Source organism: Sphingobacterium sp. UDSM-2020 (assembly GCF_016132525.1).
Classification (GTDB): Bacteria; Bacteroidota; Bacteroidia; order Sphingobacteriales; family Sphingobacteriaceae; genus Sphingobacterium; species Sphingobacterium anhuiense.
Window position 1 is genome coordinate 950,223 of sequence record NZ_CP066166.1, and the last position, 25,286, is coordinate 975,508.

Genomic DNA, 25,286 nt, shown 5'->3' on the forward strand with positions numbered 1-25,286 from the left:
CGTTGGGACTGCAAAGGTAGAAATCTTTTTGGTTTCTCCAAAATAAATGTGAAAATTTATTTTTTTTGTTTTCCTGCTGTTTCTGCGTTTAACCTGAATTAAACCCTTCTTTTTTCAGTGCCTATCCTTTCGGATCAACCGTTCCTCCCTTGCGGAGTGGTGCAAAGATAGCGACTTTTTATAATCACTTCCTAATCTTTTCCGGAAATAGTTTGCCGTGAACGGGTAAACGGCTTATAACCTGACCAATAAATTTACCTATGATCTGTTCTCGGCGCTGAGAAACGGGTAATCCTGGCTTTATACTGTAAAAAAGGGTATATGGGCGGATGGTTCGTCCTGGGCCGTCTTTTATGGATGCAGTATGCTTTTAGGGAATAGCCAAGTGGAAATTATATCTTTTTCGGAGTATTGATACAACGGCATCATCGACACTATATATACTATAATACTATTACTGATAAGGTGATTCATGTCTCCTCATGCTGCCCGCAGGGCCGACATCTTTACTTTATACTATATAGTATATACTACAAAATATACTACAAAAGGGATCCTGAGAAGTGCTGCCGCTTTGCAATAGCCAGCTATCCCCCGTCAGATACTCAGGAATAAGGCATATTATAACCTGATCCGGAATTGAAAGGGAACTGATTATTACTTAAATTGGGATTTATAGAGAGATTACTGAGATTTTATAGGGGGTTAATAGAGCTTTACCCCTACTAACCCCCTATAAACCCCCTCTTATCCCCCTGTTATACCTCTATTATATTCGAACAAGATCCCTACTTGCTTATAACATGATATCACCCTGCTAACAATGGTAGGTTTCTAACAATATGCCTCACATGTTATCCTCTTCAACATCAAAAATTGTTTATGAACATCGAATAAAAAATCACTCTTACTATTGGCTATATGAATAGGATAATTATTCAAGATTTCTACCATAAACTTCTACTAAGCGGAATTTTCATTAAACCATCACTATACATTCATTTAAACATAGGTTGAAGGCATCGTAATACTGATTCATCTTAACGCTGCTATCCTTAAAAAAGTAAGAACAATATTATACTCATATTTCCATAATACCGGGATAATGTAAAAAACATCATTTATTCACATGTCCTTATTCATAAGGAAACATAGAGCTCCTTACTTTGAGAAAATGATTCATGATGATAAAAGTTGCTTTTTTTGCGGAGATAATGATTCCTGACTTTGACGGAGCTTCACGAACAATTTTTCAACTTGTCGACCGCATCGATAAAAAACGGTTTGAATTTTTGTTCATATATGGAACAGGGCCAGATCAAGTACAAGATTTCGAGTCCTTGAAAATTCCATCTTTAAGCATTCCGATACAACAGAACTATAGTATGGCGATTCCAGCGCTAGCAGATCAACGCTTAAAAAAGAAACTCCAGGATTTTAATCCCGATATTATTCATATTGCTACACCTTCTCTTTTAGGTTTCTACGGGCAGCGATATGCATTAAAAAATCAAATACCGGTCATCAGCATCTACCATACACACTTTGTCAGCTATATTGACTACTATCTCAAGCATTTTACTTTTTTGGTTGGCCCTACAAAGAAAAGAATTATCCAGACACAGAATAAATTCTATAATAACTGTGATAAAATCTATATTCCAACAAATAGCATCGTTTGCGAACTTACAAAAATGGGCATTAACCCAAGCTTGATGCAGATCTGGAAACGTGGGATTGACAACAGTCTATTTTCTCCAGACAAAAAAGATCACAATTGGCTACAAGAAATAACAGGAAACAGTCATCCGACGATATTATTTGCCAGTAGGCTGGTTTGGGAGAAGAATTTAAAAACCCTGATCGCGATCTACAGCTTATTAAAGCAACAGAACATTCTTTTCAATTTTATAGTCGCTGGAGACGGTTCTGCAATGGACTCTTGTCGACAGCAGATGCCTGAAGCTATCTTTCTAGGCAAATTGAATCATCATGTCCTTGCCAAGTTGTATGCTTCTTCAACCTTATTTGTCTTTCCTTCACATTCCGAGACTTATGGTAATGTCGTTATCGAAGCCATGGCATCATCGTTACCTTGTATTATTGCAGATGGCGGAGGTTCTGCAGATTTAATAACCGAAAGTGTAACAGGCTTTAAATGTAAACCGCAGGATGCGGCAGCTTTTGTTAATCGCATTATACACTTACTACAGGATATTAGATTAAGAAAGGAGATTGGACATGCGGGATTACAATTCAGCAAATCAATAGACTGGAGTTCTTTAGCTAACACCTATTTTGAAGACTTAGAACAAATGAACAGAACCGCTAATGATTCAATCATTAAATTTCAGGTTGGTTAATGCGTAAAAACATTTTCAAAATTACAATTAGTCTTGTCGTACTCTCTTCGTTGCTTGTCTTTATCAGTCACATTGATCTTAAGGCAGTATTAAAAGAAGTTACTAACATAGGGTGGAATCTCCTCTGGATTATAGTCATTACGGGTTTAGCCTATGTATTGGCTACAGCGGGATGGCAAAATTGCTTCATCGAAAAACCGAAACGGACTTCCTTATGGCAGCTATTCTGCATCCGACATATCGGGGAAACAATAGGACTATTCAATCCCACTAGCATAATTGGGGGCGATTATATAAAAACAGTCTTGCTGAAACCGACGGGTACATCTGAACAAGAAATTTTAAATTCAGTTTTAATATCGCGTTTTTTGACCATTATCACGCAATTTTCATTATTTGGAATTTCTGGTTTTTGGTTTTTAATGAGCTCTTTTAATCAAAATATTCCTAAACAGCTGCTAGCGGTACTGTGGATATTAGTGATTACATTTTTTTGTATTCCACTGATTATTTTTATTATTCTCAAGAAATCCAAAGAACTACAAGTGGCTTCTACGCTATCCTGGAAAGCACTCCGAAAACTAAGTATACGTATTCAGACGATCCTAAATGCGGTACTAACTTTTCATCAAAATCAGCCGTGCAAATGTTATCGTGCATATTTTTATTTTTTCTTACACTGGACTGTTGGTGCTTTGGAGCTTTTCCTCATCCTATACTTTTCAGGTATTACGATTCCGATTATCCTGAGTCAATTTATGGACATGGGTATAATTATTATCAAAAGCTTTGGCGCTTTTATTCCTGCTCAAATTGGGGTGGAGGAATTCGGGAATAAAATTTTACTGACCAGTGCTGGTATCTATACGGTTCAAATCTGGTTGATCATCGCTTTAATAAGACGTTCTAGACAAGTTTTTTGGATTGCATTTGGTTTTTTAGCTTATTTCGGAATTAAAAAAGGGGGGATACTATCCTAATATGGAAATTCTTTGTGTAAGTCATAAATTTCCGCCCACTATCGGAGGGATGGAAAAACAAAGCTTTGAGCTTATTAACGGATTGGCTCCCTATACAACTGTACATAAAATAGTTTATCAGGGGGATGAATCTATTATCAAATTTTTTTACCTTTTAAATAAGCGGATTCTAGCGTTGCTCTTATTACATCCTAATATAAAGGTTATTCATTTTAATGATGGTCTGATTGCGGCTGTGTCTTTAAGACATAAGGGTTATGAACAGTTAAAACGGGTGGTTACTGTTCACGGCCTTGATGTGGTTTTTCCTTTAGCCTATTTTCAACGTAAAATTATTCCTCAATTCAACAAATTTGACAAAATAATAGCTGTAAGTACTGCTACAAGAGAGGCTTCCATCGATCGTGGTATTCATCCCGATAAGATTGAAGTGATTCAAAATGGTGTAGACCATAGTCTTGTCTTGGATAACACTCTGGCTATTGAACCTGTCTTAACGAAATATGGAATTGCTACAAAGGCCGAGCATCTCATCATCGCCCTAGGCAGACCTGTGAAACGAAAAGGCATTTCCTGGTTTATTAAACATGTGCTACCTCAACTTCCATCAGATTATAAGCTGATCTTAATAGGTCCTTTTTCTCCAACCTCAACAAGGAAAGAGAAATTGCTTTATGCTCTCCCATCTTCTCTACGGCATCTAACGATGTTGTTCTTAGGATTTCCATCCGATCAAAAATCTATACGTCATTATTTACGGGATCCTAATTTCAAAGATCGGTTACAGCATATCGGAAAAATTCCTACGACTGATTTGCAATGCTTGTTACGCCACGCGGGATTATTCATTATGCCTAACATCAAAGTCGCAGGCGATATGGAGGGTTTTGGTTTGGTTTGCCTGGAAGCTAGTATCTGTGGGGCGACTGTATTTGCTTCGGATATTGAAGGGATCAGTGATGCGATCAGCCATCAGAAGAATGGAGTTCTTCTACCTCCTGAGCAGGAGAATTGTTGGATTTCTGAAATTAAAAATACGCTTGAACATCCTTCGCTTCTCAAGAACAGAAGCGAAGAATTTCAAGCATATTCTTTAGGACATTACAGCTGGGATAAAATGGTAAGGGCTTATTTTAATTTGTTTCAAAGCCTAATTGCACATTCTTAATGTTTCTTTTAGCTCCTCTCCCCTTCCTATTGTAGAAGAAAGCTGAGATATATGGTTTCAGATTTCCCTTCATGTTTATATTTAAAAGTAAACCATCTGTCAATACCTCAAGTCCTTGAGCAAATCAAAAGGCACTAATTCCTGTAATATCGTTACCTGTTATCAACAGGTGAATATCATGGGTTCCTTCGTAGGTTATCACAGATTCTAAGTTCATCATGTGACGCATCATCGGAAAATCTCCCACAATTCCCATGGCCCCTAATATCTGTCTTGATTCTCTAGCGATTTCTAATGCCATGTGTACATTATTACGTTTTGCCATTGAAATCTGTGCTGGGGTTGCTTTTCCTTCATTTTTCAGTACGCCTAAGCGCCACGACAATAATTGAGCTTTTGTAATCTCTGTGAGGAATTCTGCTAATTTCTTTTGTTGTAATTGATAGGATGCGATCGGTTTCCCGAACTGTTCTCGTTCTAATGCATATTTGACTGCAGTTTGGTAACAGTCTATTGCAGCTCCGATTGCTCCCCAAGATATGCCATACCGCGCGGAGTTCAAGCATGAAAAAGGTCCACGGAGCGAATTTACTTCTGGAAGAATATTTTCTGCGGGAATTGCTACGTTTTGAAAGATCAGCTCTCCGGTTTTGGAAGCGCGTAGTGACCATTTGTTTAGTGTTTCAGGAGTGGAGAAGCCATCCATACCTCGTTCTACTATGCACCCTCTTATTTTATCTTGTTCATCCCTTGCCCACACTATTGCTATATCACATATCGGAGCGTTGGTAATCCACATCTTTGCTCCATTAAGGATATATTGGCCGTCTTTTTTTAACAAACGGGTTTCCATGGCTGCTGGGTCTGAACCATGGTTCGGTTCTGTTAAACCGAAACTACCGATATATTCTCCTGAGGCCAGCTTGGGAAGATATTGTTTTTTTTGTTCTTCACTTCCAAATGTAAAAATGGGATACATGACTAATGATGACTGTACGGAAGCTGCTGACCGGATGGCGGAGTCTCCTGCTTCTAGCTCTTGCATAATAATACCATAAGCGATATGATCTAATCCTGCACCACCATATTCTACTGGTATATAAGGGCCCAAAGCTCCAAGAGCTCCTAATTTTAACATCAGATTGGGAATATCCTCATGATGTTGAGCGGCACGGTCTATAACTGGCTTTATTTCCGTAGTGACAAAATCACGAATGGATTGTCGGATGAGCTTATTTTCATCAGAAAATAGGGCATCTATATTAAAATAATCACATGTTGAATTCATATCTGTCATAATTTAATATCTAAATATAGCCAATATTTAGAATATAATTCATTATATTTAAAATATAAACGAATAATATAAACCATTATGATAAAACAAGAATTAAAAGAATTGGGCATTCTAGCGACCAATCTGGGTTCTTCTACGGGACAAAATTGGTTTGCAACTGGTGCGGATATTACTTCCAGTTCTCCCGTTGATGGTCAGGTAATTGCTACAGTAACTTGCTCCTCCCATAATGATTATAAAGATATCTGCGCTCAGGCGAAAAAAGCATATGCGATCTGGCGCCTTGTTCCTGCTCCGCAAAGAGGTGAAGTGATTCGGTTATTCGGGGATAAATTAAGGTCATTAAAACCTACGCTCGGAAAGCTTGTTTCTTATGAAATGGGAAAATCACTACAGGAAGGCATGGGCGAGGTGCAAGAAATGATTGATATCTGTGATTTTGCAGTCGGTTTATCACGTCAGCTTTATGGTTCAACGATTCATTCGGAACGTCCCTCCCATCGTATGTACGATCAATATCATCCTTTAGGTGTTGTTGGTGTTATTTCTGCATTCAACTTTCCTGTGGCTGTTTGGGCATGGAATACAGCACTAGCATTGGTATGTGGAGATGTTGTGATCTGGAAACCGAGTGAAAAAACTCCTTTATGTGCCATAGCTTGTCAACAGATTTTGGCAGGTATATTAAAACAGAAAGAATTACCAGAAGGCATCTCTAATTTGATAATTGGAGATAAGACTGTGGGTGAATGGTTAGTAAATGATACTAATATTCCTTTAATATCTGCTACAGGCTCAACTGCAATGGGAAAAACAGTAGCACAACATGTTGCTGCTCGCCTTGGCAGGTCTATTTTAGAACTTGGCGGAAATAATGCGATCATTATTACACCGGATGCGGACTTGAAGATGACGACGATTGGTGCTGTATTCGGCGCTGTAGGTACGGCCGGTCAGCGCTGTACTTCAACGCGTAGATTAATCATTCATGAAAGTGTGTATGAACAAGTCAAAGCATCATTGATAAAAGCATATGCTCAACTACAGATCGGAGATCCTCTACTTCCAGAAAATCATGTAGGTCCACTGATCGATCAAAAGGCAGTCGCACATTATTTAGATGCCCTATCTGAAATTGAGAAACAAGGGGGTAAGCTGATTGTCACCGGTGGTTTACTCACTGGAAAGGGATTTGAAAGTGGTTGTTACGTAAAACCTGCGATTGCTGAAGTGGAAAACCATTATGATATAGTTCAACAGGAGACTTTTGCTCCAATTCTTTATTTAATAAAATATCAAGGTGATGTCATGGAAGCAATCACTATCCAAAATGATGTGAAACAAGGGCTGTCTTCGGCTATTATGACGAATAATCTGCGCGAGGCGGAATTATTCCTCAGTGCACAAGGATCAGATTGTGGAATTGCTAATATCAACATCGGAACATCGGGGGCAGAGATCGGTGGTGCTTTTGGAGGTGAAAAAGAAACTGGTGGTGGACGCGAATCTGGTTCGGATGCCTGGAAAGCCTACATGCGGAGACAAACCAATACCATTAATTACAGCACCGAACTTCCTTTGGCACAAGGAATAACTTTTAACCTTTAAATGACAACGACATGAGTACAGTTCACGAAATATTATCTAAACATTTGCTCGCAGATGGTTTTCCAATTGTGATGGATATAGAAAAATCACATGGCTCTTATCTAGTCGATCAAAATGGAGATGCTTATTTGGATTTATTCAGCATGTTTGCATCTGTTGCTATCGGTTATAACCATCCCTATCTCCTAAAGCATCAAGATTTTTTAGGTAAAATGGCGATTAACAAACCTGCTTTATCGGATATTTATCCCAAAGAGTTCGCTGATTTTATGCAAGTCTTCGAACGCGTAGCGCTACCAAAGGAACTGCAGTATTGTTTTTTTATTGCAGGAGGAACTTTAGCCGTGGAAAACACTTTAAAAGCTGCTTTTGACTGGAAGACACGTTTAAATTTTGCTTCAGGAATTGAAAAGGAAGCTTCTCAGGTCATTCATTTCAAAGAGGCATTTCATGGGAGATCTGGTTATACACTTTCGTTGACCAATACGAAGGATCCTAGAAAACACATGTATTTCCCTAAATTTAACTGGCCGCGCATCAGCAATCCAAAACTAACATTCCCGATCACGGAAATTGTTTTAAAGGCAGTTATTGAAAAAGAAAAAACAGCCATTCGAGAAATCAGAAATGCACTTGACAATCATCCGAATGATATCGCCTGTATTATTATAGAACCAATTCAGGCAGAAGGGGGAGACAATCACTTCAGAAAAGAATTTCTACAGGCTCTGCGCGATATCTGTGATGAGCATGATATTTTATTGATTTTTGATGAGGTACAAACTGGAATTGGCTTAACAGGATCGATGTGGGCCTATCAAACGATTGGAGTTGTTCCCGATTTAATCGCATTTGGAAAGAAGACTCAGGTCTGTGGTTTGCTTGCCAACAAAGCAAAGTTTGACCGCGTAGAAAAACATGTTTTTAAAGAATCGTCCCGTATCAATTCGACTTTTGGAGGTGATTTTACTGATATGATTCGCTTTAAACTTATTTTAGAAGTGATAGAGCAGGAAAAATTAATTGAACAGATCCCTAAGAAGGGTGAACATTTTATTCAAAAACTGGAAGCTTTAGCAAGTAAGCATGAACAGATAAGCAATATAAGGGGAAAAGGATTGTTTATCGCTTTTGATTTTCCCAATGAGCAGGAAAGAGACAAGTTTATTAAGGACGCTTTTGCAAAGAAACTGATTTTACTGGGCTGTGGAGAAAGGACGATTCGTTTTAGACCGCATCTGAATATTCAGATGAACGAAATCGATGAAGCATTTACGATCATGGAAGGGATCTTATAGCATCTTATTTGTATAGATTCCCTATTTCAAATGAATCTCGTTACATTTGCCTTTATTATCAATATAAAATATGGATGCAAGTAAATTAGCGTTGGTTCAATTGGTGACTATTATCCATTTTGTATTAATGGCCATCGCATTATTCAGATTATTTAGGCTCAAGGATGTAACCGGGGGCTTTGTTATACTATCAATATTGGGCATGTGCGTTCCTATACTAGGTCCCTTTGGGCTTATCTTGATTGTAAACAAGAAGAAAAAAGAGATCGATCTAGCAGATACTAAGAAAAGAAGCTCTCCTGTACAAAAAAAGAAAAAAGCCCGAAAATAATATTTAAGGGCTTTTTTTATTTATCCAAGTGGTAGCTCAATTGCTTCACGTGGAACGAAATTTCCGCTATCATCTGTTATGAAACTCATCGGACTATCCGGATCCTTAATAATCTCAAATAAAATGAAACCCCAAGGTTTCCAGAAATTTTCCAATACCTGACCGTAAACCTTTACCTGCCAGTGATCAAAAATGGGCTTCATGGACATATCTGCCAAAGGCATCGGTTCGACATATATCATTTTGGTGGTATTTAGATAGGTATATTCTGGAAGACGGTTGAAGAGGTATACAGAATAAAAATAACGTGCTGCTATTTCTTCAAATTGAACTGGGTGCAGTGTTTTTCCTTCTACCATTTTTAAAATATCTTCATGGTAGATATTATTCGTTGCATTATCTTGTAAACAGGCAACAATTCCAAAGTCATTCATTCTCAAAGAAAAAATCAGGGTATTGATTTCATCGCGATAATTAAACGTTTCCGCAGGGTTATCTACTTTACTGATAAAAATTGAAAATGGATTGGTTCCTTCAAATTCCATTGGTTGCAGTAAGGACTGCAACATCGCATGCAAGTTTTTGAACTTCTGAACGAGCACCTGAGAGAAATTCATCTCTTCGCCTGTTAAGGTCTGTTGACGAATACCGGTCTGAATTTCATTAAATACAACACCATACAGTATTTTAGACATCCACTGAAATAGTGTGATCTGCGGTAATTCGTTTACAGCATCAAAACCTAGTGCAAATGCACGTTCTACCTCAGATTCCATTTTTTCAATTACCAATGCGGCCTCGACGGAACAAGGAAGTTTTAGACTTTTATAAGTGACGAGAGACTCGTCTAACATCTTAAAAGGCTTTTCTTCTAAATCAAAGGCACGCATCATCCATACTGGAAAAACCTGAATTTGTTCGTCCACAGATGAAAGCTCCTTCCCTGTCAAGAAACAGGTTTGGTTATCAAACTTAAATGTTTTAAATGGATTGTATAGTGATGTTGACATATAGGGCACAAAGGTACACGTTTTATAAAAAGTAAAGTCATCACAAAATAAAAATTCAGATCCTTTAATATAAATTAAAATAATTATCTTTCTTACATAAACCATCGTATCGATATTCAGGATACATATGTGCCAATTAAAATTGATAGACAATTAATTATCTAAATTACAAAATGAAACTAGCCCAGTTAGTACCAGCAGTACTTTTATATTTTATTTGCAATGTGGCTCTCTGTCAAGAAATTTACAAAAATAAAGAATTTGGTTTCGAGGCAGAAATCCCTAAAGATTGGTCCGTTTACAAAGAAACTCCTCCTCCCAGTTCGAATTACATGATTATAGCTTGGGGAATGCCAAAATTATATTCTGAAATGGAGAAAGAAGAAATTGAAAATTCAGTTTCCATAACTGCGATCAAATCCAGTAGCATTAAAGATGCGGCCGAGCTCGCCGAAAAAGAATATAAAAGAGTAAGCGGTTTTGCCATGAAAGTTGATAGAACAAAAATCAATTCAACGGAAGACGTATGTTTCATAACAAGTTCTATTATAAAATTTAGATCCTACGTTTCTAAGCAATATTTTTTCTATAAAAAGGGAACTGGATATATTTTAACTTTCACCGCCACCCCAGGAACATACACCGAGAATGAACCAAAATTTGATGAATTTTTTAAATCTGTAAAATTTGACTAATCAAAATTGTTAGTTTTGATCTTATCTCAATAAAATAAAAAGGGCATCTCTTGTGGAGATACCCTTTTTATTTTATTGAGATAAACAATTTACGCTACTCCTACCTTAAAATTTTCAAAAGTCAAAGCAGCATCTACAGTATTTCCCTCTTTTGTCTTCACGCCTTTTAAAGTTGATGTCTTTCCTTTTTCAAGCAGGTTTTTCATCTCTTTTTCTTCCAGCATAATGCCATTCAAGGTGCGCCATATTTTGAAATCACACCCTCTTGCATAATGGTCACATTGTGCGACTTTGTCAAATAACTGAATTTGCCCTGCTGCACATTTTGGACATTTTATCTTTCCTTTCTGCAACGGTTTGATTTCTTCATGGGCAATAGAAATTCTTAATTGCAACAGTTCTTTTGTAATGCGTTCGGTGTAGTCTTTGATATGCTTCATAAAGACCTCATACGAAACTTTATTGGCCCGCATTTCTTCCAGTTTCTGTTCCCATTTACCCGTTAGCGTTACTTTGGCTATGGAGCGGTCTTTTACCAGGTTATAGACGGTCAACCCTTTATCTGTGGGAATGAGTTTCTTTTTATCGCGCTTAATATAATCTCTTTGAAACAGCGTTTCAATAGTTGCTGCCCGCGTAGCTGGAGTTCCCAATCCACAGTCTTTCATAGCCTGACGCATTTCATCGTCATCGATTTCTTTTCCCGAAGTTTCCATTGCTTTTAACAATGATGCTTCAGTGTGTATCGGCTTTGCCTTGGTAAATCTTTCGGATAGTTCTAACGATAAGATTTCCAATAACTCTTCTGGTGTCAATTTAGGTAATTGAGCATTTTCATTATCTTGATCTTCGGTATTTTTATCTTCGTCAGGTAGTTCAACTTGATCTGCTGATAGGCGCCACCCATACTGCTTGATAACTGTTCCTTTTGCAATTAACTCGACACCTCCTGCATTGATCACAACCGTGGTAATATCTTTTAAACAGACATCGGAAAAACTTTCTACCATACGTTTAGCAATCATATTGTAGATATTGCGCTGCTCCTGAAGCAAAGCTCCTGGCTTTTCATCGGTCACTAATAATGCGTGGTGATCGGTCACCTTCTTCTCATCTACAGATCTTTTATTGAGCTTTGCTCCGATTAGATTACGTGAAATCGTCGCTATACCTTCTTCCGCTGTATCGGCTAAATGTTGAAATAATGCTTCAATCTGTTCGAATACATCTTCTCCAATATAACGAGAACCTGTACGGGGATAGGTGATGACTTTTTTCTCATAAAGTGTCTGTGCTATATTTAAGGTCTGATCGGCAGAATATCCGTATTTCTTATTGGCATCCTGCTGTAGAGAAGTCAAATCAAATAATAAAGGCGGTTGTTCTTTCGTTTCTTTTGCTTCAACTTTAGTTACTGTGGCCTCCGAGCCAATGGTAATCTTAGCAATAGCTTCTTCTGCAACATCCTTTTTATCTATTTTTTCGGAAGTAGCTTTGAATTTGATATTCTCTTTTTCAAAACCGGCCTGAATTTTATAGAAAGTCTGGGGTTTGAAATCTTTGTTTTCTAAATATCGAGAACAAATCATGGCCAATGTAGGAGTCTGTACTCGACCAAGTGATAATAAACCTCTATTACCAGCGGCCAAGGTGATAGCCTGTGTTGCATTGATTCCAATAAGCCAATCGGATTCAGAACGGGAACGTGCTGACATATATAAACTGTCGTATTCTGTTCCTTCTTTGAGATTTGCAAATCCTTCTTTAATTGCTTTGTCCGTTTGCGAGGATATCCACAAGCGTTTAAAAGGAACTTTTGCTCCCAGGTAGTAGTAAATGTTTCGAAAGATCAATTCTCCTTCTCGCCCAGCATCAGTTGCGACGATTACTTCTTCTGCTTTATCTAACAAATACTTAATCGTATTCAATTGCTTTAGTGCACCAGCATCATCAATTTGCTTGCCATCACGCTTTAACTTTTTTGATTCCAGTTTAAATTCTGTGGGAATAATGGGCAAATTTGCGATTGACCAATTATGAAATCCGTACGCTTGTGGTGTACACAGTTGAACCAAATGCCCAAAAGCATAGGTGAAAGCATATCCATTTCCTGAAATGTAACCATCATTGGTTTCTTTTGCACCCATAACTCGGGCCAAATCTCGTGCAACGGATGGTTTTTCGGCAATAACGACTTTCATATTTTTTATTTAGATAAAATACACGATCGCGAAAAGGTGTCTTTTCACAATCCCGAAATTTTTAATATTGTATATTCTTAAGCTTAATCTATTGAAGGAATAATCATACCTGTTATCTTGCGATATAGATCGATGGCATAGACATCTGTCATTCCTGAAACAAAATCCAAAACGGATCTAATTTTAGAATAAGAATCTTCTTGGTCTGTATAAAATTGATGTGGAATTAATGCTACTAATTTTTCATCGTAACTATTTTTATTCTTTTTTAGATAAGCTGGAACAAACTCGGCCAAGAGCGCGTTCATCACTTTATAGCCCGCTACCTCAATCTGCACAACCGTAGGCGCGTTATAAATCTTCGCTACTGATATTTTATTAATTCTTTTGAGATGTGCTACGATATCAGCGTCTAGAGCATCCATCAGTGCAGATGGAAAAGTACCTTTTAAAAGTTGTTCCTGCTCATTATAAAAAACGTCAACACATGCTTTTGTCAACGTATTGATTGCTTTTGCTCGTAACAGTGCAACTCGGCTGGCGGTATCGTAAAGAGAATCCAAACGGGCTCTTAGATCTTCTCCTCCACATAGTGGTAATAGTAAATCTTCAACTTCGGGATAAGATAAAATTTTTAAATGATGTGCGTCTTCTAAATCGATAATATTATAGCAAATATCATCTGCGGCCTCTACGAGATAGACTAATGGATGCCGTAAATACCCCTTAGGATTCGTTGGGTCTTCCAACAGTCCTAACTCTGCAGCTATCGTTTCAAAGGTTTCTCTTTCCGATGCAAAGTATCCATATTTTTTACGGTGGTGATTTTTCTTGATATGACCATCAATCGCGGCACAAGGATATTTAACAATTGATGCTAAAGATGTATAGGTTAAAGCAAATCCCTTATCATCTTTTCCGTTAAAAGGATGTGTCAGTATTCGCAATGCATTGGCATTACCTTCGAAATGTGTCAGATCTGCCCATTCTTCCTTCGTTACCTGTTCTTGATATTTACGACCATCACCCTCTGTAAAATAAGTCGAAATGGCAGCTTCACCGGAATGTCCAAATGCCGGATTTCCCAGATCATGAGAGAGACATGCGGCAGATACCATATTGCCGACTTCTTGTAGATAGGGATATAATTCATCAATCTCTGAATCTGCATCTTTCATCTTTGTGTAAAACAAACGTCCCAATGATCTTCCGACGCTAGCTACTTCTAGACTATGGGTAAGTCTATTGTGAACAAATACCGCTCCTGGCAACGGGAATACCTGCGTTTTATTCTGCAATCTTCTAAATGGAGAAGAAAAAATCAATCTATCGTAATCACGTTGAAATTCTGAACGTGCTATTAAATGACTATCACTGACACGATGTTCATATCCCCAGCGTTTAGCGGATAGTAATTGTTTCCAATTCATACTTGTATTTACAGACATATTGCAAATATACATTTTTTGATTTTCTAAGTGCGTTGGCTTTTTCGAAATTGATTTTTTATAAATAGCAAGAATCGTTTTTTAAAAAGTTTATAATCTTTATCTTTAACAAGGAATCAAAACAACCATCATCATGAGTAACTATCATTTGCCGTCTATCCATAATTTTACCAGCACTGTTAACGAGAAGAACACGCACCTTATTATTTTAAAAAATACGCGCGGGATGCAGGTTGCCCTTAGTGATTATGGTGCTCGAATAGTCAGTATCCTTGTCCCTGACAACAAAGGGAAACTTACTGATGTTGCTTTGGGTTTTAGCAATATTGGTCTTTACTATCGCGCTGATGAACAATATCATGGTGTCACAGCAGGAAGATTTGCAAATCGTATCGCAAATGGAAGGTTCGAATTAAATGGTAAAGAGTATCAGCTTCCTATAAATAATGGCATCAATTGTTTACACGGTGGACCTGAGGGTTTTCATAAAAAAATATGGGATCGTCGTGTCAGTTATGAATCACAGGCTGAATTTTACCTCGTTTCCAAAGATGGCGAAGAAGGGTTTCCTGGGAATTTGAATGTTTCGGTTACATATACGTTAACAAATGACAATGAAATTATTATAAAATACAGAGCAGACAGCGATGAGGATACCGTGATCAATTTGACCAATCATACTTATTTCAATCTAAATGGAGAGGGATCTGGAGATATTCTAAGTCATCAGTTAAAAATAAACTCCGATGCTTACCTTGCTGTCGATGAGAACCAAATTCCGATTGCAACAGTTCCGGTAGAAGGAACGCCTTTCAACTTTAAAGAATTTAAATCCATTGCGCAGGATATTACTGCTAATGACGAACAGCTGATTGCTGCCAAAGGATATGATCATTGTTTTGTCAACAACAGCCCTATTTCTACAGCTTGCGCTACGGCATACGCTCCGAAATCGGGTATACGCTTAGATGTTTTTACTAGTGAACCAGGGGTACAATTGTATACAGGCAACTGGATGACGGGAAATGACACCGGTAAATCTGGAAATGTTTATCTGCCCTATGCAGGTTTCTGTTTAGAAACACAACATTTTCCGGATAGTCCCAATCAACCGGACTTTCCTTCCACAGTTTTAAAAGCGGGAGAAGAATTTATATCGGAAACTCATTTTAAATTCTCTCTTGAAAAATAGCATGAATTGGTTAGAAAGTTAAATGGTTAGAAAGTTAGATTACTTTTTACACTAACTTTCTAACCGACTAATTGGTTACTATTTCACCAACTGGCTCAAAGCATTTTCCACTTTGTCAAATCCAAATGCGTCGATTACTTCTTTAAACATACGTTGTATCTGATCATTACCTAAATTACCGATACTTCCTTCATGGGTATGGTTCACTTCTTTTGATGGCTGGAATTCTCCTGCATCAATCGCAATACCAATATTTTTATAGGCTTCACGGAAAGGAACACCTTTTAGAACTTCATTATTGACAACTTCAACTGAGAATAGATAATCGTATTTTGGATCATCTAAAACATCTTTTTTCACTGAAATATGTTCTAGCATAAACGTTGCAATTTCTAAACAATCATTCAATGACTTAAATGCAGGGAAAAGGTTTTCTTTTAGCAATTGTAAATCACGGTGATATCCAGAAGGAAGATTAGTTGTCATCAATGCGATCTCATTGGGTAATGCTTGAATTTTGTTGCAACGTGAACGGATCAATTCAAAAACATCAGGGTTCTTCTTATGTGGCATAATACTAGAGCCTGTTGTTAAATGTGCAGGGAATGAAATGAAACCAAAATTTTGATTGATGTATAGGGTAACATCCATGGCAAATTTTGCTAAAGTAGCCGCGATGGAACTCATCGCCTGTGCTAAGATACGTTCTGTCTTACCTCTGCCCATTTGTGCATAGACTACATTATAATTTAAATCATCAAATCCCAATAGATTTGTTGTCATTGTCCGATTTAAAGGAAAAGAAGATCCGTAGCCAGCAGCAGATCCTAAAGGATTTTTATTACATACTTTCCATGCTGCTTTCATCAATTCCAAATCATCGACTAAACTTTCTGCATATGCTCCGAACCACAATCCAAATGAGGATGGCATAGCGATCTGCAAATGTGTATAACCTGGAATCAGGATATCTTTATATTGTTCACTTAATTTAATCAATTGCTGAAAGAAAATCTCTGTATTATCGACCATGTTTTGGATTTCGGTTCTGAAATACAGTTTCAAATCTACGAGTACCTGATCATTTCTTGAGCGTCCGGAATGAATTTTCTTTCCTGCTTCTCCGATCCGCTGTGTTAATAACATCTCTACTTGTGAGTGTACGTCTTCAACAGAATCCTCTATTTCAAATTCTCCGGCACTAATTTCTTGATAAATATTTTTCAGTTCCTGCTGTACAATAGCAAGGTCTTCATCGGTCATCAAGTTGATACTATTCAGCATACGAGTATGGGCCAAAGATCCCAAAACATCAGCGGCTGCTAACTGCAAATCCATCACTCGATCATTACCTACAGTAAAAGATTCGACAAATGAATCAACATCTATATTTTTTTGCCAGATTTTCATTTTTTTAGTACGCTATTTATATACTTGACAAAAATACCATTTGAAAACAAATAAAACAATTGAAGTTCAGGTCATACTATGGATCGATGTGACAATTGATCGAATTCGATCGATTGTTTTACAGTAATGTGGGTATGATTTTATATTAATTAAAAATATTTTTATGTTAAATGTTTGTTAAAACTCAGCAAACAGCGATAGTGAGTGAGCGATTACTTTGTTTTTAATTCACCCATTGTGACAACAATTTAATTTTTATATGTTTGTATCATAAGGGAGAGTGAAATATAAAAATATACGTTTTAAAGTTAGCAAACACTTACTTTTAAAACCGTAAAAAAACCAAACTATGATAGACCATAACGTCTCTAAACTTTAAGAAATTGAACCCTAACTAATTATAAACCAAAATTATACAGGCATATCCCTCCAAGATATGCCTTTATTCTTTTTTATATTTATCTTTGTACCTATAATAGGGTGAATTTTCACGAAACAAAAACTAAAACGATGGGAACAGAAAGCAAAAGACAACAACGTTTTGCAGGTGTATTACAGCAAGACTTAGCTGAATTACTGCAACGCGAAGGTAATAGTTGGGCTCCTGGGGCATTTATTACGGTTACGCGTGTACGTGTAACACCGGACTTAGCTATAGCAAGAGTTTATTTAAGTTTTTTAAATACCAAAACGGCTCCTGAGGATTTAAAAGCAATCCGCACTAAAACAACAGAAATTCGCTACAAATTAGGCTCTAAAATTAAAAATCAAGTTCGGATTGTTCCACAACTGGATTTCTTCTTGGATGACACCAATGAATATGTAGAGCATATGGATAAAATATTTGAAGAAATTAGTAAAGAAACGAGACAACCAGATTAAACAATCTGGTTTTTTTGTCTATTTTTAAAAATGGTTTTCAACTTAGATCCTGATAGTATTAGCTTTCCACATCCTGAACTTGCTGATGAAGATGGTTTACTGGCAGTTGGTGGTGATTTGAGTGCGGATAGACTGATCTTAGCCTATGAGAATGGTATATTTCCTTGGTTTAGCGAAGATTCTCCTATACTTTGGTATGCTCCACATGAACGGTTTGTCATCTTTCCAGAGCATTTAAAAATCAGCAAAAGTATGCTTCAAATCTTAAAAACTGATAAATTTTCGATTACTGTCGACAAGGCTTTCACCGAAGTCATCCACAGCTGTGCTAAGATTGAACGTAAAGATCAAGACGGAACCTGGATTACTTCTGATATGATCGATGCTTATCAGGAACTACATCGGATCAATTATGCGCATTCCATAGAAGTGTGGGAGAATGAAAAATTAGTAGGTGGTTTATATGGTGTTTATATCAATCAGGTGTTTTGTGGTGAAAGTATGTTTTCCACCGTATCTAATGCTTCAAAAGCTGCTCTCATATATTTAACTACTCATTTCAACTTGAAATTTGTAGATTGTCAATTCCATACGCCACATTTGGCTTCTATGGGCGGTACAAGTATTTCGCAACAAGAATATCTGTCTATATTAAAAGAACAAAATGCAAACACCTTATAAATCTTACTTTGATATCCCTGAGGACGTTTCTTATTTAACTACACCAGGTTCCGGCTTAATTCCCATCTCATCTAAGGAATGGCGTCTGAAAAGAGATGCTGAATTTTTTTCAACAGCAACAGATCTGCGTGAAAAACAGGGTGAATTTAATCTCGCGGTAAAAAAGAGTATCGGAAAGTTCTTCACAACTGCTATTCACAATGTTTATAACACCGCTAATTTTTCAACAGGATTCAATGCTTTGTTGGACCGCTTGCCAAAGGATTCAAAAATTTTATTGTTTGAAGGAGACTATCCTTCTGTTAATTTTCCTGTTATTTCTAGGGGTTTTGAACATGTGACAACCCCTGTTGATGAAAAGTTGGAAGAGCATATCATGCATGCTATTAAAAAACACGAACCGACTGTTTTTATATTTAGTATCGTGCAATACATTTCTGGTATCAAAATCAATCTCGAATTTATTAAACAATTGAAAGAGAAATTTCCGGAATTGCTTATAATTGGTGATGGTACTCAGTTTTTGGGAACTGAAGTTTTTGACTTCTCCCAGTCGGGATTTGATGTTGTTGGTGCCAGCGGTTATAAATGGCTTTTAGGTGGTTATGGCAACGGTTTCCTTCTTGTTAGTGATTATGGAAAACAGATCTTGTTTCCAAACTTGGACACACAAAACGTCGAAATTGACAAAATGTGGGCAGGAAAAGGTATCGATCAGCTTTATTTTGAGCCCGGACATCTAGATACTTTATCTCACGGAACATTACAAAAGGGTCTGGAGTTTTTGTCCGAACTCGGTTTGGAACACACCGCTGCTTATACGCAACAGTTAGTAAAGCTTGCCAAACAGGAATTGGGTAAAAGGAAAATATTAACCGAAGTGGCTATTAACAGAGCTGAAACAAGTACAATCTTTAATTTGCAGATTGATCAAGGGCACTTTAATATATTAATGGAAAACAATATCAAATGCTTTCCACGTGGTAATGGTATAAGAATCGGATTTCATCTTTATAATGATAAAACAGATTTAGAAAAATTATTAAGAATTATTGATACTAAAATTTTAAAATAACATGGGTTTCAAAATAGGCGATTTAGTACGGTTTGTAGATGAACCAATCGAGGGACATATCACCTCCTTTCAATCCAATGACCTCATCGGTGTAACAGATGATACTGGATTTGAAATACCTGTACAGGCAAGTAAATTGACTTTAGTGCATGGAAATATGCGCCGTGATGATGATGAGCTTAATGAGCTAGCTGAAGAAATACCTTCAAAATTTATTGAGAAGGGTATCTTACTGGCAATTTCTGGTGATCATAAAGATGGATTAGCGAAATTGCATCTCGTGAATCAAACTTCTTATGAATTACTGGTTAGCATTGCGGATACCAATGTCAATAAGGCTAAAGGCATATTTGCTGAAAAAATCAGTAAACATGATTCTGTTCAATTCTACTCTGGAAATTTTGCTACTGTGGGTAAATGGCCAACATTCCGTTTTCAGATTATCAGACATGCCAACAGTTTGCAAGCGATCCAAAATCCAATTGTAAAAGAACAGCGTGTACGTCCTGTCGATTTAACAAATCCAAAGGAGATCAACGATATCCTTGGCGAAAAAGTATGGATATATGAACTGGATAAAGAAGAAGAAGATTTAGGCTTAGATAAACTGAAGTCTCATTTTATTTCACATCGTCCGAATAAAAAATAAGCTTGGAAAATTTCCAAGCTTATTTTTTATTCTTCAATCTGTTTAACTTTTTTCACACTCAGTAATAAAAGTGCAATACCGACTAAATAGACAATCCACCCCCAACGCATATGTATTGATTTGGATAATAGCCGATCTGCAAATCCCCATCCGAAATAATTATTGATCTTAAAAAATACGGCAGAAATACTGATCAGGTACCAAACTGCTGCTACCCGAGTCATCAAGCGATATCCTGTTAATTGCCTTACAAAGAAAAGTAGGGCTGTTATTCCTATAATCATATAGGTAATAAAAAACAATGCAGCATCTGTTTGATAGAGGTTCCAATTTCCCTTAATCGGCACCTTTAACATCGGCAACATCCCTGCTAAGAGGCAGAGAATCAAACCTGATAAGGCTAAGCTTTTTCTGATGATAATCATAATATCCAAATTAATATGGCGCAAAAATAATCATCTGCCTGATGAGTTTTGATATTTATTTTTATTAAAAAATAAATCCTTATAAACCCGTTTACTTCATATACTTGGTGTAATTTTATACATACTATACATTTCCTATTACCGAAGATAATTCTTACTGCTATAAAGAGATTATTTCATCTCTATTTAAAGACAAATTTGGTTAATCCATATGATCAACTATGCTAAATCATTGGACTCTTTAAACAGGTTTTAGGAAGTAGTCTAATCATGGTTATAGCGTGTAATATATGTGACCGTGCTCATATATTTGTATATTGAATATGATATTGGTCACATAAGTTACAGCACTCACATTCAAGTATTTAAAAATCACCAATTTAACATTAATTTAACACTATTTGTAATCATTCTAAATTCATCTGTTTGACAGATTTTTGACATATAGCAAAAGCTTTTAAACTACATTTGCAGAGTTAAAATTAATCGAGGGTATTGCTTTGAAGAATCTTAAGGTATTAGCATTCACACATAAACACGTAGAACTTAAAGATTTAGGTAATCTAGTTATTTGTAATGAGGAGTTAGAAAGTAGACTAATGAATCTAAAACATAACATGGATATTCCTGAAGTATTCTATATTGGCACTTGTAACCGTGTTGAATTTGTGTTTTATGGTGCTCATGACTTAACAAATGAATTCATTGCACAATTTATGGAGAAACTCAATTTCTGTGTCCCTCAGGAAAGATTGCAATGTTATTTAGGTCAGGTGAATAAATATGAGGGTATGGATGCGTTAAATCATCTTCTTCGTATGTCATGTTCTCTTGAAAGTTTGGTTGTTGGTGAGAAGGAGATCTTAGCACAGGTCCGTCGGGCATACGAAAGATGTCGAGAGGCTGGATTTACCGGTGACTTCCTACGCATGCTAATGGACCGTCTGGTAAAAACGGCAAAAGAGGTCTACACCCACACTAAAATATCCAGAAACCCAATTTCTGTTGTTTCTTTAGCATACCGCAAATTAAAAGAAATTAAATCTGTTGAGAACCCAAGAATTCTGATTATCGGATCTGGGGAAACCAATCAAAATTTAGCAAAGTATTTTCAGAAAAAACAATCCAGCAATTTTGTAATTTTTAACCGTACGGTTGAAAATGCGCAGAAATTAGCTACTGAACTTAATGCTGAAGCCTATCCTTTATCGGAATTGATCAACTATAAAGGTGGATTTGATATTCTAATTACTTGTACAGGTGCTACAACGGCCATCATTGATAACACACTATACCAATCTTTATTAAATGGAGAAATGGATAAGAAAATCATTATTGATCTTGCCATTCCAAATGATATTGATGCTGAAGTTTTAGCCAACAATGCGGTCCACTATATTGAGGTAAGTTCTCTACAAGCGATTGCCAACAAAAATATTGAAGAACGTTATAGTGAACTGTCTAATGCTGAAAAGATTATTTCAGACAATATTCAGGAATTTTTACCTATCATTAAACAGCGACGCGTTGAAGTTGCTATGCGTCAGGTTCCACAAAAAATTAAAGAAATCAAATCTTTTGCATTAAATGAAGTTTTTGCTTCGGAGGTTCAGGCCTTAGATCCGGAAGCGCGTGATGTATTGGAAAAGATTATTAATTACATGGAAAAAAAATACATCAAAGTTCCTATGGTAATGGCTAAGGAGATTTTAGTCAAAGTAAACGAAAATGGTGTTAATTAATTAAGAGCGACCTGAAACTCTTTTTCACACTGCATTTGGATTTATTCTGACAGTAACGTGTCAACAAATCAATACTATTTATTTATTTTTGCCTATCTTAATTATTAAAATAAGGTAAAGTATATAGATTGTGAATAGAAAACTTATCATTGGTACTCGTGGAAGTGCACTTGCGTTATGGCAAGCAAACTTCATCAAAGATCGGCTGGCTGAAATTGGCATTGAATCTGAATTAAAAATCATCAAAACTCAAGGTGATATCATTCAACATCTCCGTTTAGATAAACTCGAAGGAAAAGGTTTTTTTACCAAAGAATTGGAAGAAGAATTACTTTTGGGAACCATTGATCTAGCTGTTCACTCTCATAAAGATTTACCTACTGTAAATCCTCCTGGATTAATCATTGCCGCAGTATCCGAACGTGAAAACCCTGCAGAACTATTAATTATTCATAAAGATTGTGTAGATATTAAGAAACGTCTTTCTTTAAAACACAATGCCACTGTGGGTACATCATCTAACAGACGTAAAGCACAACTATCTTCTATAAGACCTGATCTTGAATTTACAGACTTACGGGGTAATTTACAGACCCGTATGCAGAAACTTCGTGATGAGCAGTATGATGCCATCATGTTAGCAAAGGCTGGTATTTCGAGAATCGATATGGACATCTCGGATTTCCATATTGAGGAAATTCCTCCTGTTGAATTAGTTCCTGCACCTGCTCAAGGTGTACTGGCTATTCAGATCCGCGAAATTGATACAGAATTATTTCAAGCTCTTCAGCCAATTAATAATGAGGAGGTACAGAAGACCATCGCCGTTGAACGTAAAGTGTTGAATCTATTTGACGCTGGCTGTCATGCCCCTCTTGGTGCTTATTGCCGTAAAGTGGGTGATACGTACGAAGCATGGACTTCTATAGCAGATACCAGTGATGATTTTCCTGACCGTTTTTATGTGAAAGGAACTGATCCGGCACTATTACCTGAAATAATTTTCTCTAAGTATGCGAAAGATCGGATATTACCAAAATCTGTCTTTATAAGCCGGGATCTGGATGAACATTCTTATTTATCCCGCTTCTTTGCAAAGCATAATATTCAAGCTGATGCACGCTCTTTAATCAAAATATTTCCAATAATAAATAAATTGGATCCGTTTATTTTAAAGCATGTGGACTGGATTTTCTTCGGCAGTAAAAATGGAATTGAACATTTCTTTAGCTTGGAGCCACGACTAAGTAAAAAAACTAAAATTGCAGTAGTTGGACGTGGATCTGAGGAGACTTTGCGCAAATTTGACCGTGTTGCTGATTTTTCAGGCGAGCAGTCCGGAATTAACATGGAAGAAATCGGGGCTAACTTTGCTGCACTGGCAAATGGTGGTACGGTTTTAATTCCTCGAGCAAAAGGTTCTTTAGAAACAATTCAGAAAGCGCTTAGTCCAGAAACCAAGGTGATCAATATGCCTGTATATGAAACTGTACTTGAGGATAATGTCAATGCAACAAGTGCTGAGGTCTTAATATTTACAAGCCCGAGCAATGCTGAGGCTTATTTTGTGAATAACTTAATTGAACCTGAGCAACAGGTGATCTGTATTGGACGCTCTACGGCTGCTATTTTTGACGAAATGGGTCTTTCCTATACGCTGCCTTATTCACCAGATGAAATTGGCTTAGCTGAGGCCATTTTTGGATTAGACTATAAATCATAATACGATTGGAAGGATTTAACATTCTTCCAATCTTTTTTTAATACATATAACATGTTACAACGTCCGAGAAGAAATCGTAAATCTGCTGTGATTCGCGATATGATTCAAGAAAACCGCTTAAGTACCGCTAATTTGATCTTTCCACTCTTTATTGTAGAAGGTCAAAATCAAAAAACTGAAATTTCATCTATGCCAGGTATCTTTCGTTATTCGATTGACAACTTATTGCGTGAAATTGAAAGCTGTTTAAAACTTGGATTAAATTCATTTGATTTATTTCCTGCTGTCGAAGAATCTTTGAAAGATAAATTCGCAACTGAAAGCTACAGAAAAGGTACGCTATATCTTCAAGCAATCGAAGAGGTCAAGAAAAATTTCCCTGAAGCTTGTGTCATTACTGATGTTGCTATGGACCCTTATAGTTCGGATGGACATGATGGTATTGTAGAGAATGGAGAAATCCTAAATGATGAGACTTTAGTTGTTCTGGGTAAAATGGCTTTAGCACATGCGCATGCTGGTGCAGATATTATCGCTCCTTCGGATATGATGGATGGCCGTATTGGTTTTATCCGTAATATTCTAGATGAAAATGGTTTCACCAATGTGTCATTGATGTCCTACACGGCAAAATATGCTTCTTCATTCTATGGTCCTTTTCGTGATGCTTTAGGTTCTGCTCCTAAAAAAGGTGACAAAAAGAGTTATCAAATGAGTTATGCTAACAGCAGAGAGGCATTAATCGAAGCGCAATTAGATCTGGAAGAAGGTGCTGATTTTTTAATGGTAAAACCGGGTCTTCCTTATTTGGACATCATTAAATCATTACATGATAATTTTGATTTGCCTATTGCTGCGTACAATGTCTCCGGCGAATATGCTATGATCAAAGCTGCTATTGGTAATGGTTGGTTACAAGAAACCGCTATATTGGAGACTCTAATGAGTTTCCGTCGTGCAGGTGCTACTGCAATCTTAACGTACCATGCTAAAGAAGCTATAGAAAAAGGTTGGATTAAATAAACAACTTATTAAATAACAGATGAAGCCTAAGGATAATCCTTGGGCTTCATCTGTTATAGCTAAGTACTCATCGTGATAACATCTA

Annotated in this window: 21 protein-coding genes; 15 read left to right on the forward strand and 6 right to left on the reverse strand. The window is 36.8% G+C overall.

Annotated elements, in window-relative coordinates:
• Positions 1 to 1,181 precede the first annotated feature (1,181 nt).
• The 3 genes from JAZ75_RS04025 to JAZ75_RS04035 are packed head-to-tail and all read left to right on the forward strand — an operon-like array spanning position 1,182 to position 4,511.
• Complete coding sequence (locus JAZ75_RS04025; protein WP_232789351.1) at positions 1,182 to 2,363, forward strand: glycosyltransferase family 4 protein; 1,182 nt, start codon at positions 1,182 to 1,184, stop codon at positions 2,361 to 2,363.
• Entirely contained in the window at positions 2,363 to 3,343 is a 981-nt protein-coding gene (locus JAZ75_RS04030; protein ID WP_208700329.1) for a lysylphosphatidylglycerol synthase domain-containing protein, read from the forward strand. The genes JAZ75_RS04025 and JAZ75_RS04030 overlap by 1 nt, the downstream gene beginning before the upstream one ends.
• A 1-nt stretch (position 3,344) precedes the next feature.
• A complete protein-coding gene (locus tag JAZ75_RS04035; protein ID WP_208700331.1) occupies positions 3,345 to 4,511 on the forward strand; it encodes a glycosyltransferase family 4 protein in 1,167 nt (388 codons plus the stop codon).
• A gap of 124 nt (positions 4,512 to 4,635) precedes the next feature.
• Here JAZ75_RS04035 and JAZ75_RS04040 read toward each other — a convergent pair whose 3' ends face one another.
• Positions 4,636 to 5,808: an acyl-CoA dehydrogenase family protein gene (locus JAZ75_RS04040; RefSeq protein WP_208700333.1), complete on the reverse strand. Its 1,173-nt coding sequence runs from the start codon at positions 5,806 to 5,808 to the stop codon at positions 4,636 to 4,638.
• Positions 5,809 to 5,886: 78 nt separating this feature from the next.
• Here JAZ75_RS04040 and JAZ75_RS04045 point away from each other — a divergent pair, with 78 nt between their 5' ends.
• From JAZ75_RS04045 to JAZ75_RS04055, 3 genes are all read left to right on the forward strand, one after another.
• The gene (locus tag JAZ75_RS04045) at positions 5,887 to 7,416 is read left to right on the forward strand and encodes an aldehyde dehydrogenase family protein (RefSeq protein ID WP_208700335.1); all 1,530 of its coding nucleotides are present in this window, start codon (positions 5,887 to 5,889) and stop codon (positions 7,414 to 7,416) included.
• Between the two features lie 11 nt (positions 7,417 to 7,427).
• On the forward strand, positions 7,428 to 8,714 hold the full coding sequence (lat, locus tag JAZ75_RS04050; protein WP_208700337.1) for an L-lysine 6-transaminase: 1,287 nt from the start codon (positions 7,428 to 7,430) through the stop codon (positions 8,712 to 8,714).
• A gap of 70 nt (positions 8,715 to 8,784) precedes the next feature.
• A complete protein-coding gene (locus tag JAZ75_RS04055) occupies positions 8,785 to 9,045 on the forward strand; it encodes a hypothetical protein (RefSeq protein ID WP_021190586.1) in 261 nt (86 codons plus the stop codon).
• Positions 9,046 to 9,065: 20 nt separating this feature from the next.
• Here the strand turns inward: JAZ75_RS04055 and JAZ75_RS04060 are convergent, their stop codons facing one another.
• Positions 9,066 to 10,055 carry a hypothetical protein gene (locus JAZ75_RS04060; protein WP_208700339.1) on the reverse strand — a complete coding sequence of 330 codons (990 nt, stop codon included), beginning with the start codon at positions 10,053 to 10,055 and terminating at the stop codon, positions 9,066 to 9,068.
• Between the two features lie 173 nt (positions 10,056 to 10,228).
• Between JAZ75_RS04060 and JAZ75_RS04065 the strand changes: the two genes are divergently transcribed.
• Positions 10,229 to 10,750: a PsbP-related protein gene (locus tag JAZ75_RS04065; RefSeq protein ID WP_208700341.1), complete on the forward strand. Its 522-nt coding sequence runs from the start codon at positions 10,229 to 10,231 to the stop codon at positions 10,748 to 10,750.
• 89 nt (positions 10,751 to 10,839) lie between these two features.
• Here the strand turns inward: JAZ75_RS04065 and JAZ75_RS04070 are convergent, their stop codons facing one another.
• Positions 10,840 to 12,951 carry a type IA DNA topoisomerase gene (locus JAZ75_RS04070; RefSeq protein WP_208700343.1) on the reverse strand — a complete coding sequence of 704 codons (2,112 nt, stop codon included), beginning with the start codon at positions 12,949 to 12,951 and terminating at the stop codon, positions 10,840 to 10,842.
• An 83-nt stretch (positions 12,952 to 13,034) separates the two neighbouring features.
• Positions 13,035 to 14,399, reverse strand: a complete 1,365-nt coding sequence (locus tag JAZ75_RS04075; RefSeq protein WP_208700345.1) for a deoxyguanosinetriphosphate triphosphohydrolase — start codon at positions 14,397 to 14,399, stop codon at positions 13,035 to 13,037.
• Positions 14,400 to 14,532: 133 nt separating this feature from the next.
• Here JAZ75_RS04075 and JAZ75_RS04080 point away from each other — a divergent pair, with 133 nt between their 5' ends.
• Positions 14,533 to 15,591, forward strand: coding sequence for an aldose epimerase family protein (locus JAZ75_RS04080; RefSeq protein WP_132771496.1), 1,059 nt, complete (start codon positions 14,533 to 14,535; stop codon positions 15,589 to 15,591).
• 78 nt (positions 15,592 to 15,669) lie between these two features.
• On the opposite strand, the gene argH is transcribed toward JAZ75_RS04080, so the two are convergent.
• Positions 15,670 to 17,001, reverse strand: coding sequence for an argininosuccinate lyase (gene argH / locus JAZ75_RS04085; RefSeq protein WP_208700347.1), 1,332 nt, complete (start codon positions 16,999 to 17,001; stop codon positions 15,670 to 15,672).
• A 510-nt stretch (positions 17,002 to 17,511) separates the two neighbouring features.
• Here argH and rbfA point away from each other — a divergent pair.
• Genes rbfA through JAZ75_RS04105 form a run of 4 tightly spaced genes read left to right on the forward strand, consistent with a single transcriptional unit; the run spans position 17,512 to position 20,288 of the window.
• Positions 17,512 to 17,883 (forward strand): 30S ribosome-binding factor RbfA, encoded by a 372-nt coding sequence (rbfA, locus tag JAZ75_RS04090; RefSeq protein ID WP_132771498.1) that lies wholly within the window; start codon positions 17,512 to 17,514, stop codon positions 17,881 to 17,883.
• Between the two features lie 30 nt (positions 17,884 to 17,913).
• Positions 17,914 to 18,564, forward strand: a complete 651-nt coding sequence (gene aat / locus JAZ75_RS04095) for a leucyl/phenylalanyl-tRNA--protein transferase (RefSeq protein ID WP_208700349.1) — start codon at positions 17,914 to 17,916, stop codon at positions 18,562 to 18,564.
• Positions 18,548 to 19,639 carry an aminotransferase class V-fold PLP-dependent enzyme gene (locus tag JAZ75_RS04100; protein ID WP_208700351.1) on the forward strand — a complete coding sequence of 364 codons (1,092 nt, stop codon included), beginning with the start codon at positions 18,548 to 18,550 and terminating at the stop codon, positions 19,637 to 19,639. Before aat ends, JAZ75_RS04100 begins: the two co-directional genes overlap by 17 nt.
• Position 19,640: 1 nt before the next feature.
• Complete coding sequence (locus JAZ75_RS04105) at positions 19,641 to 20,288, forward strand: hypothetical protein (protein WP_208700353.1); 648 nt, start codon at positions 19,641 to 19,643, stop codon at positions 20,286 to 20,288.
• 26 nt (positions 20,289 to 20,314) lie between these two features.
• Here JAZ75_RS04105 and JAZ75_RS04110 read toward each other — a convergent pair whose 3' ends face one another.
• On the reverse strand, positions 20,315 to 20,713 hold the full coding sequence (locus JAZ75_RS04110) for a hypothetical protein (RefSeq protein WP_021189576.1): 399 nt from the start codon (positions 20,711 to 20,713) through the stop codon (positions 20,315 to 20,317).
• A gap of 500 nt (positions 20,714 to 21,213) precedes the next feature.
• Here JAZ75_RS04110 and hemA point away from each other — a divergent pair, with 500 nt between their 5' ends.
• From hemA to hemB, 3 genes are all read left to right on the forward strand, one after another.
• Positions 21,214 to 22,455 (forward strand): glutamyl-tRNA reductase, encoded by a 1,242-nt coding sequence (hemA, locus tag JAZ75_RS04115; RefSeq protein ID WP_132771502.1) that lies wholly within the window; start codon positions 21,214 to 21,216, stop codon positions 22,453 to 22,455.
• Between the two features lie 130 nt (positions 22,456 to 22,585).
• Positions 22,586 to 24,178, forward strand: coding sequence for a hydroxymethylbilane synthase (gene hemC / locus JAZ75_RS04120; RefSeq protein ID WP_208700356.1), 1,593 nt, complete (start codon positions 22,586 to 22,588; stop codon positions 24,176 to 24,178).
• 51 nt (positions 24,179 to 24,229) lie between these two features.
• Positions 24,230 to 25,201 (forward strand): porphobilinogen synthase, encoded by a 972-nt coding sequence (gene hemB, locus JAZ75_RS04125; RefSeq protein ID WP_132771504.1) that lies wholly within the window; start codon positions 24,230 to 24,232, stop codon positions 25,199 to 25,201.
• The last annotated feature ends 85 nt before the right edge of the window (positions 25,202 to 25,286 follow it).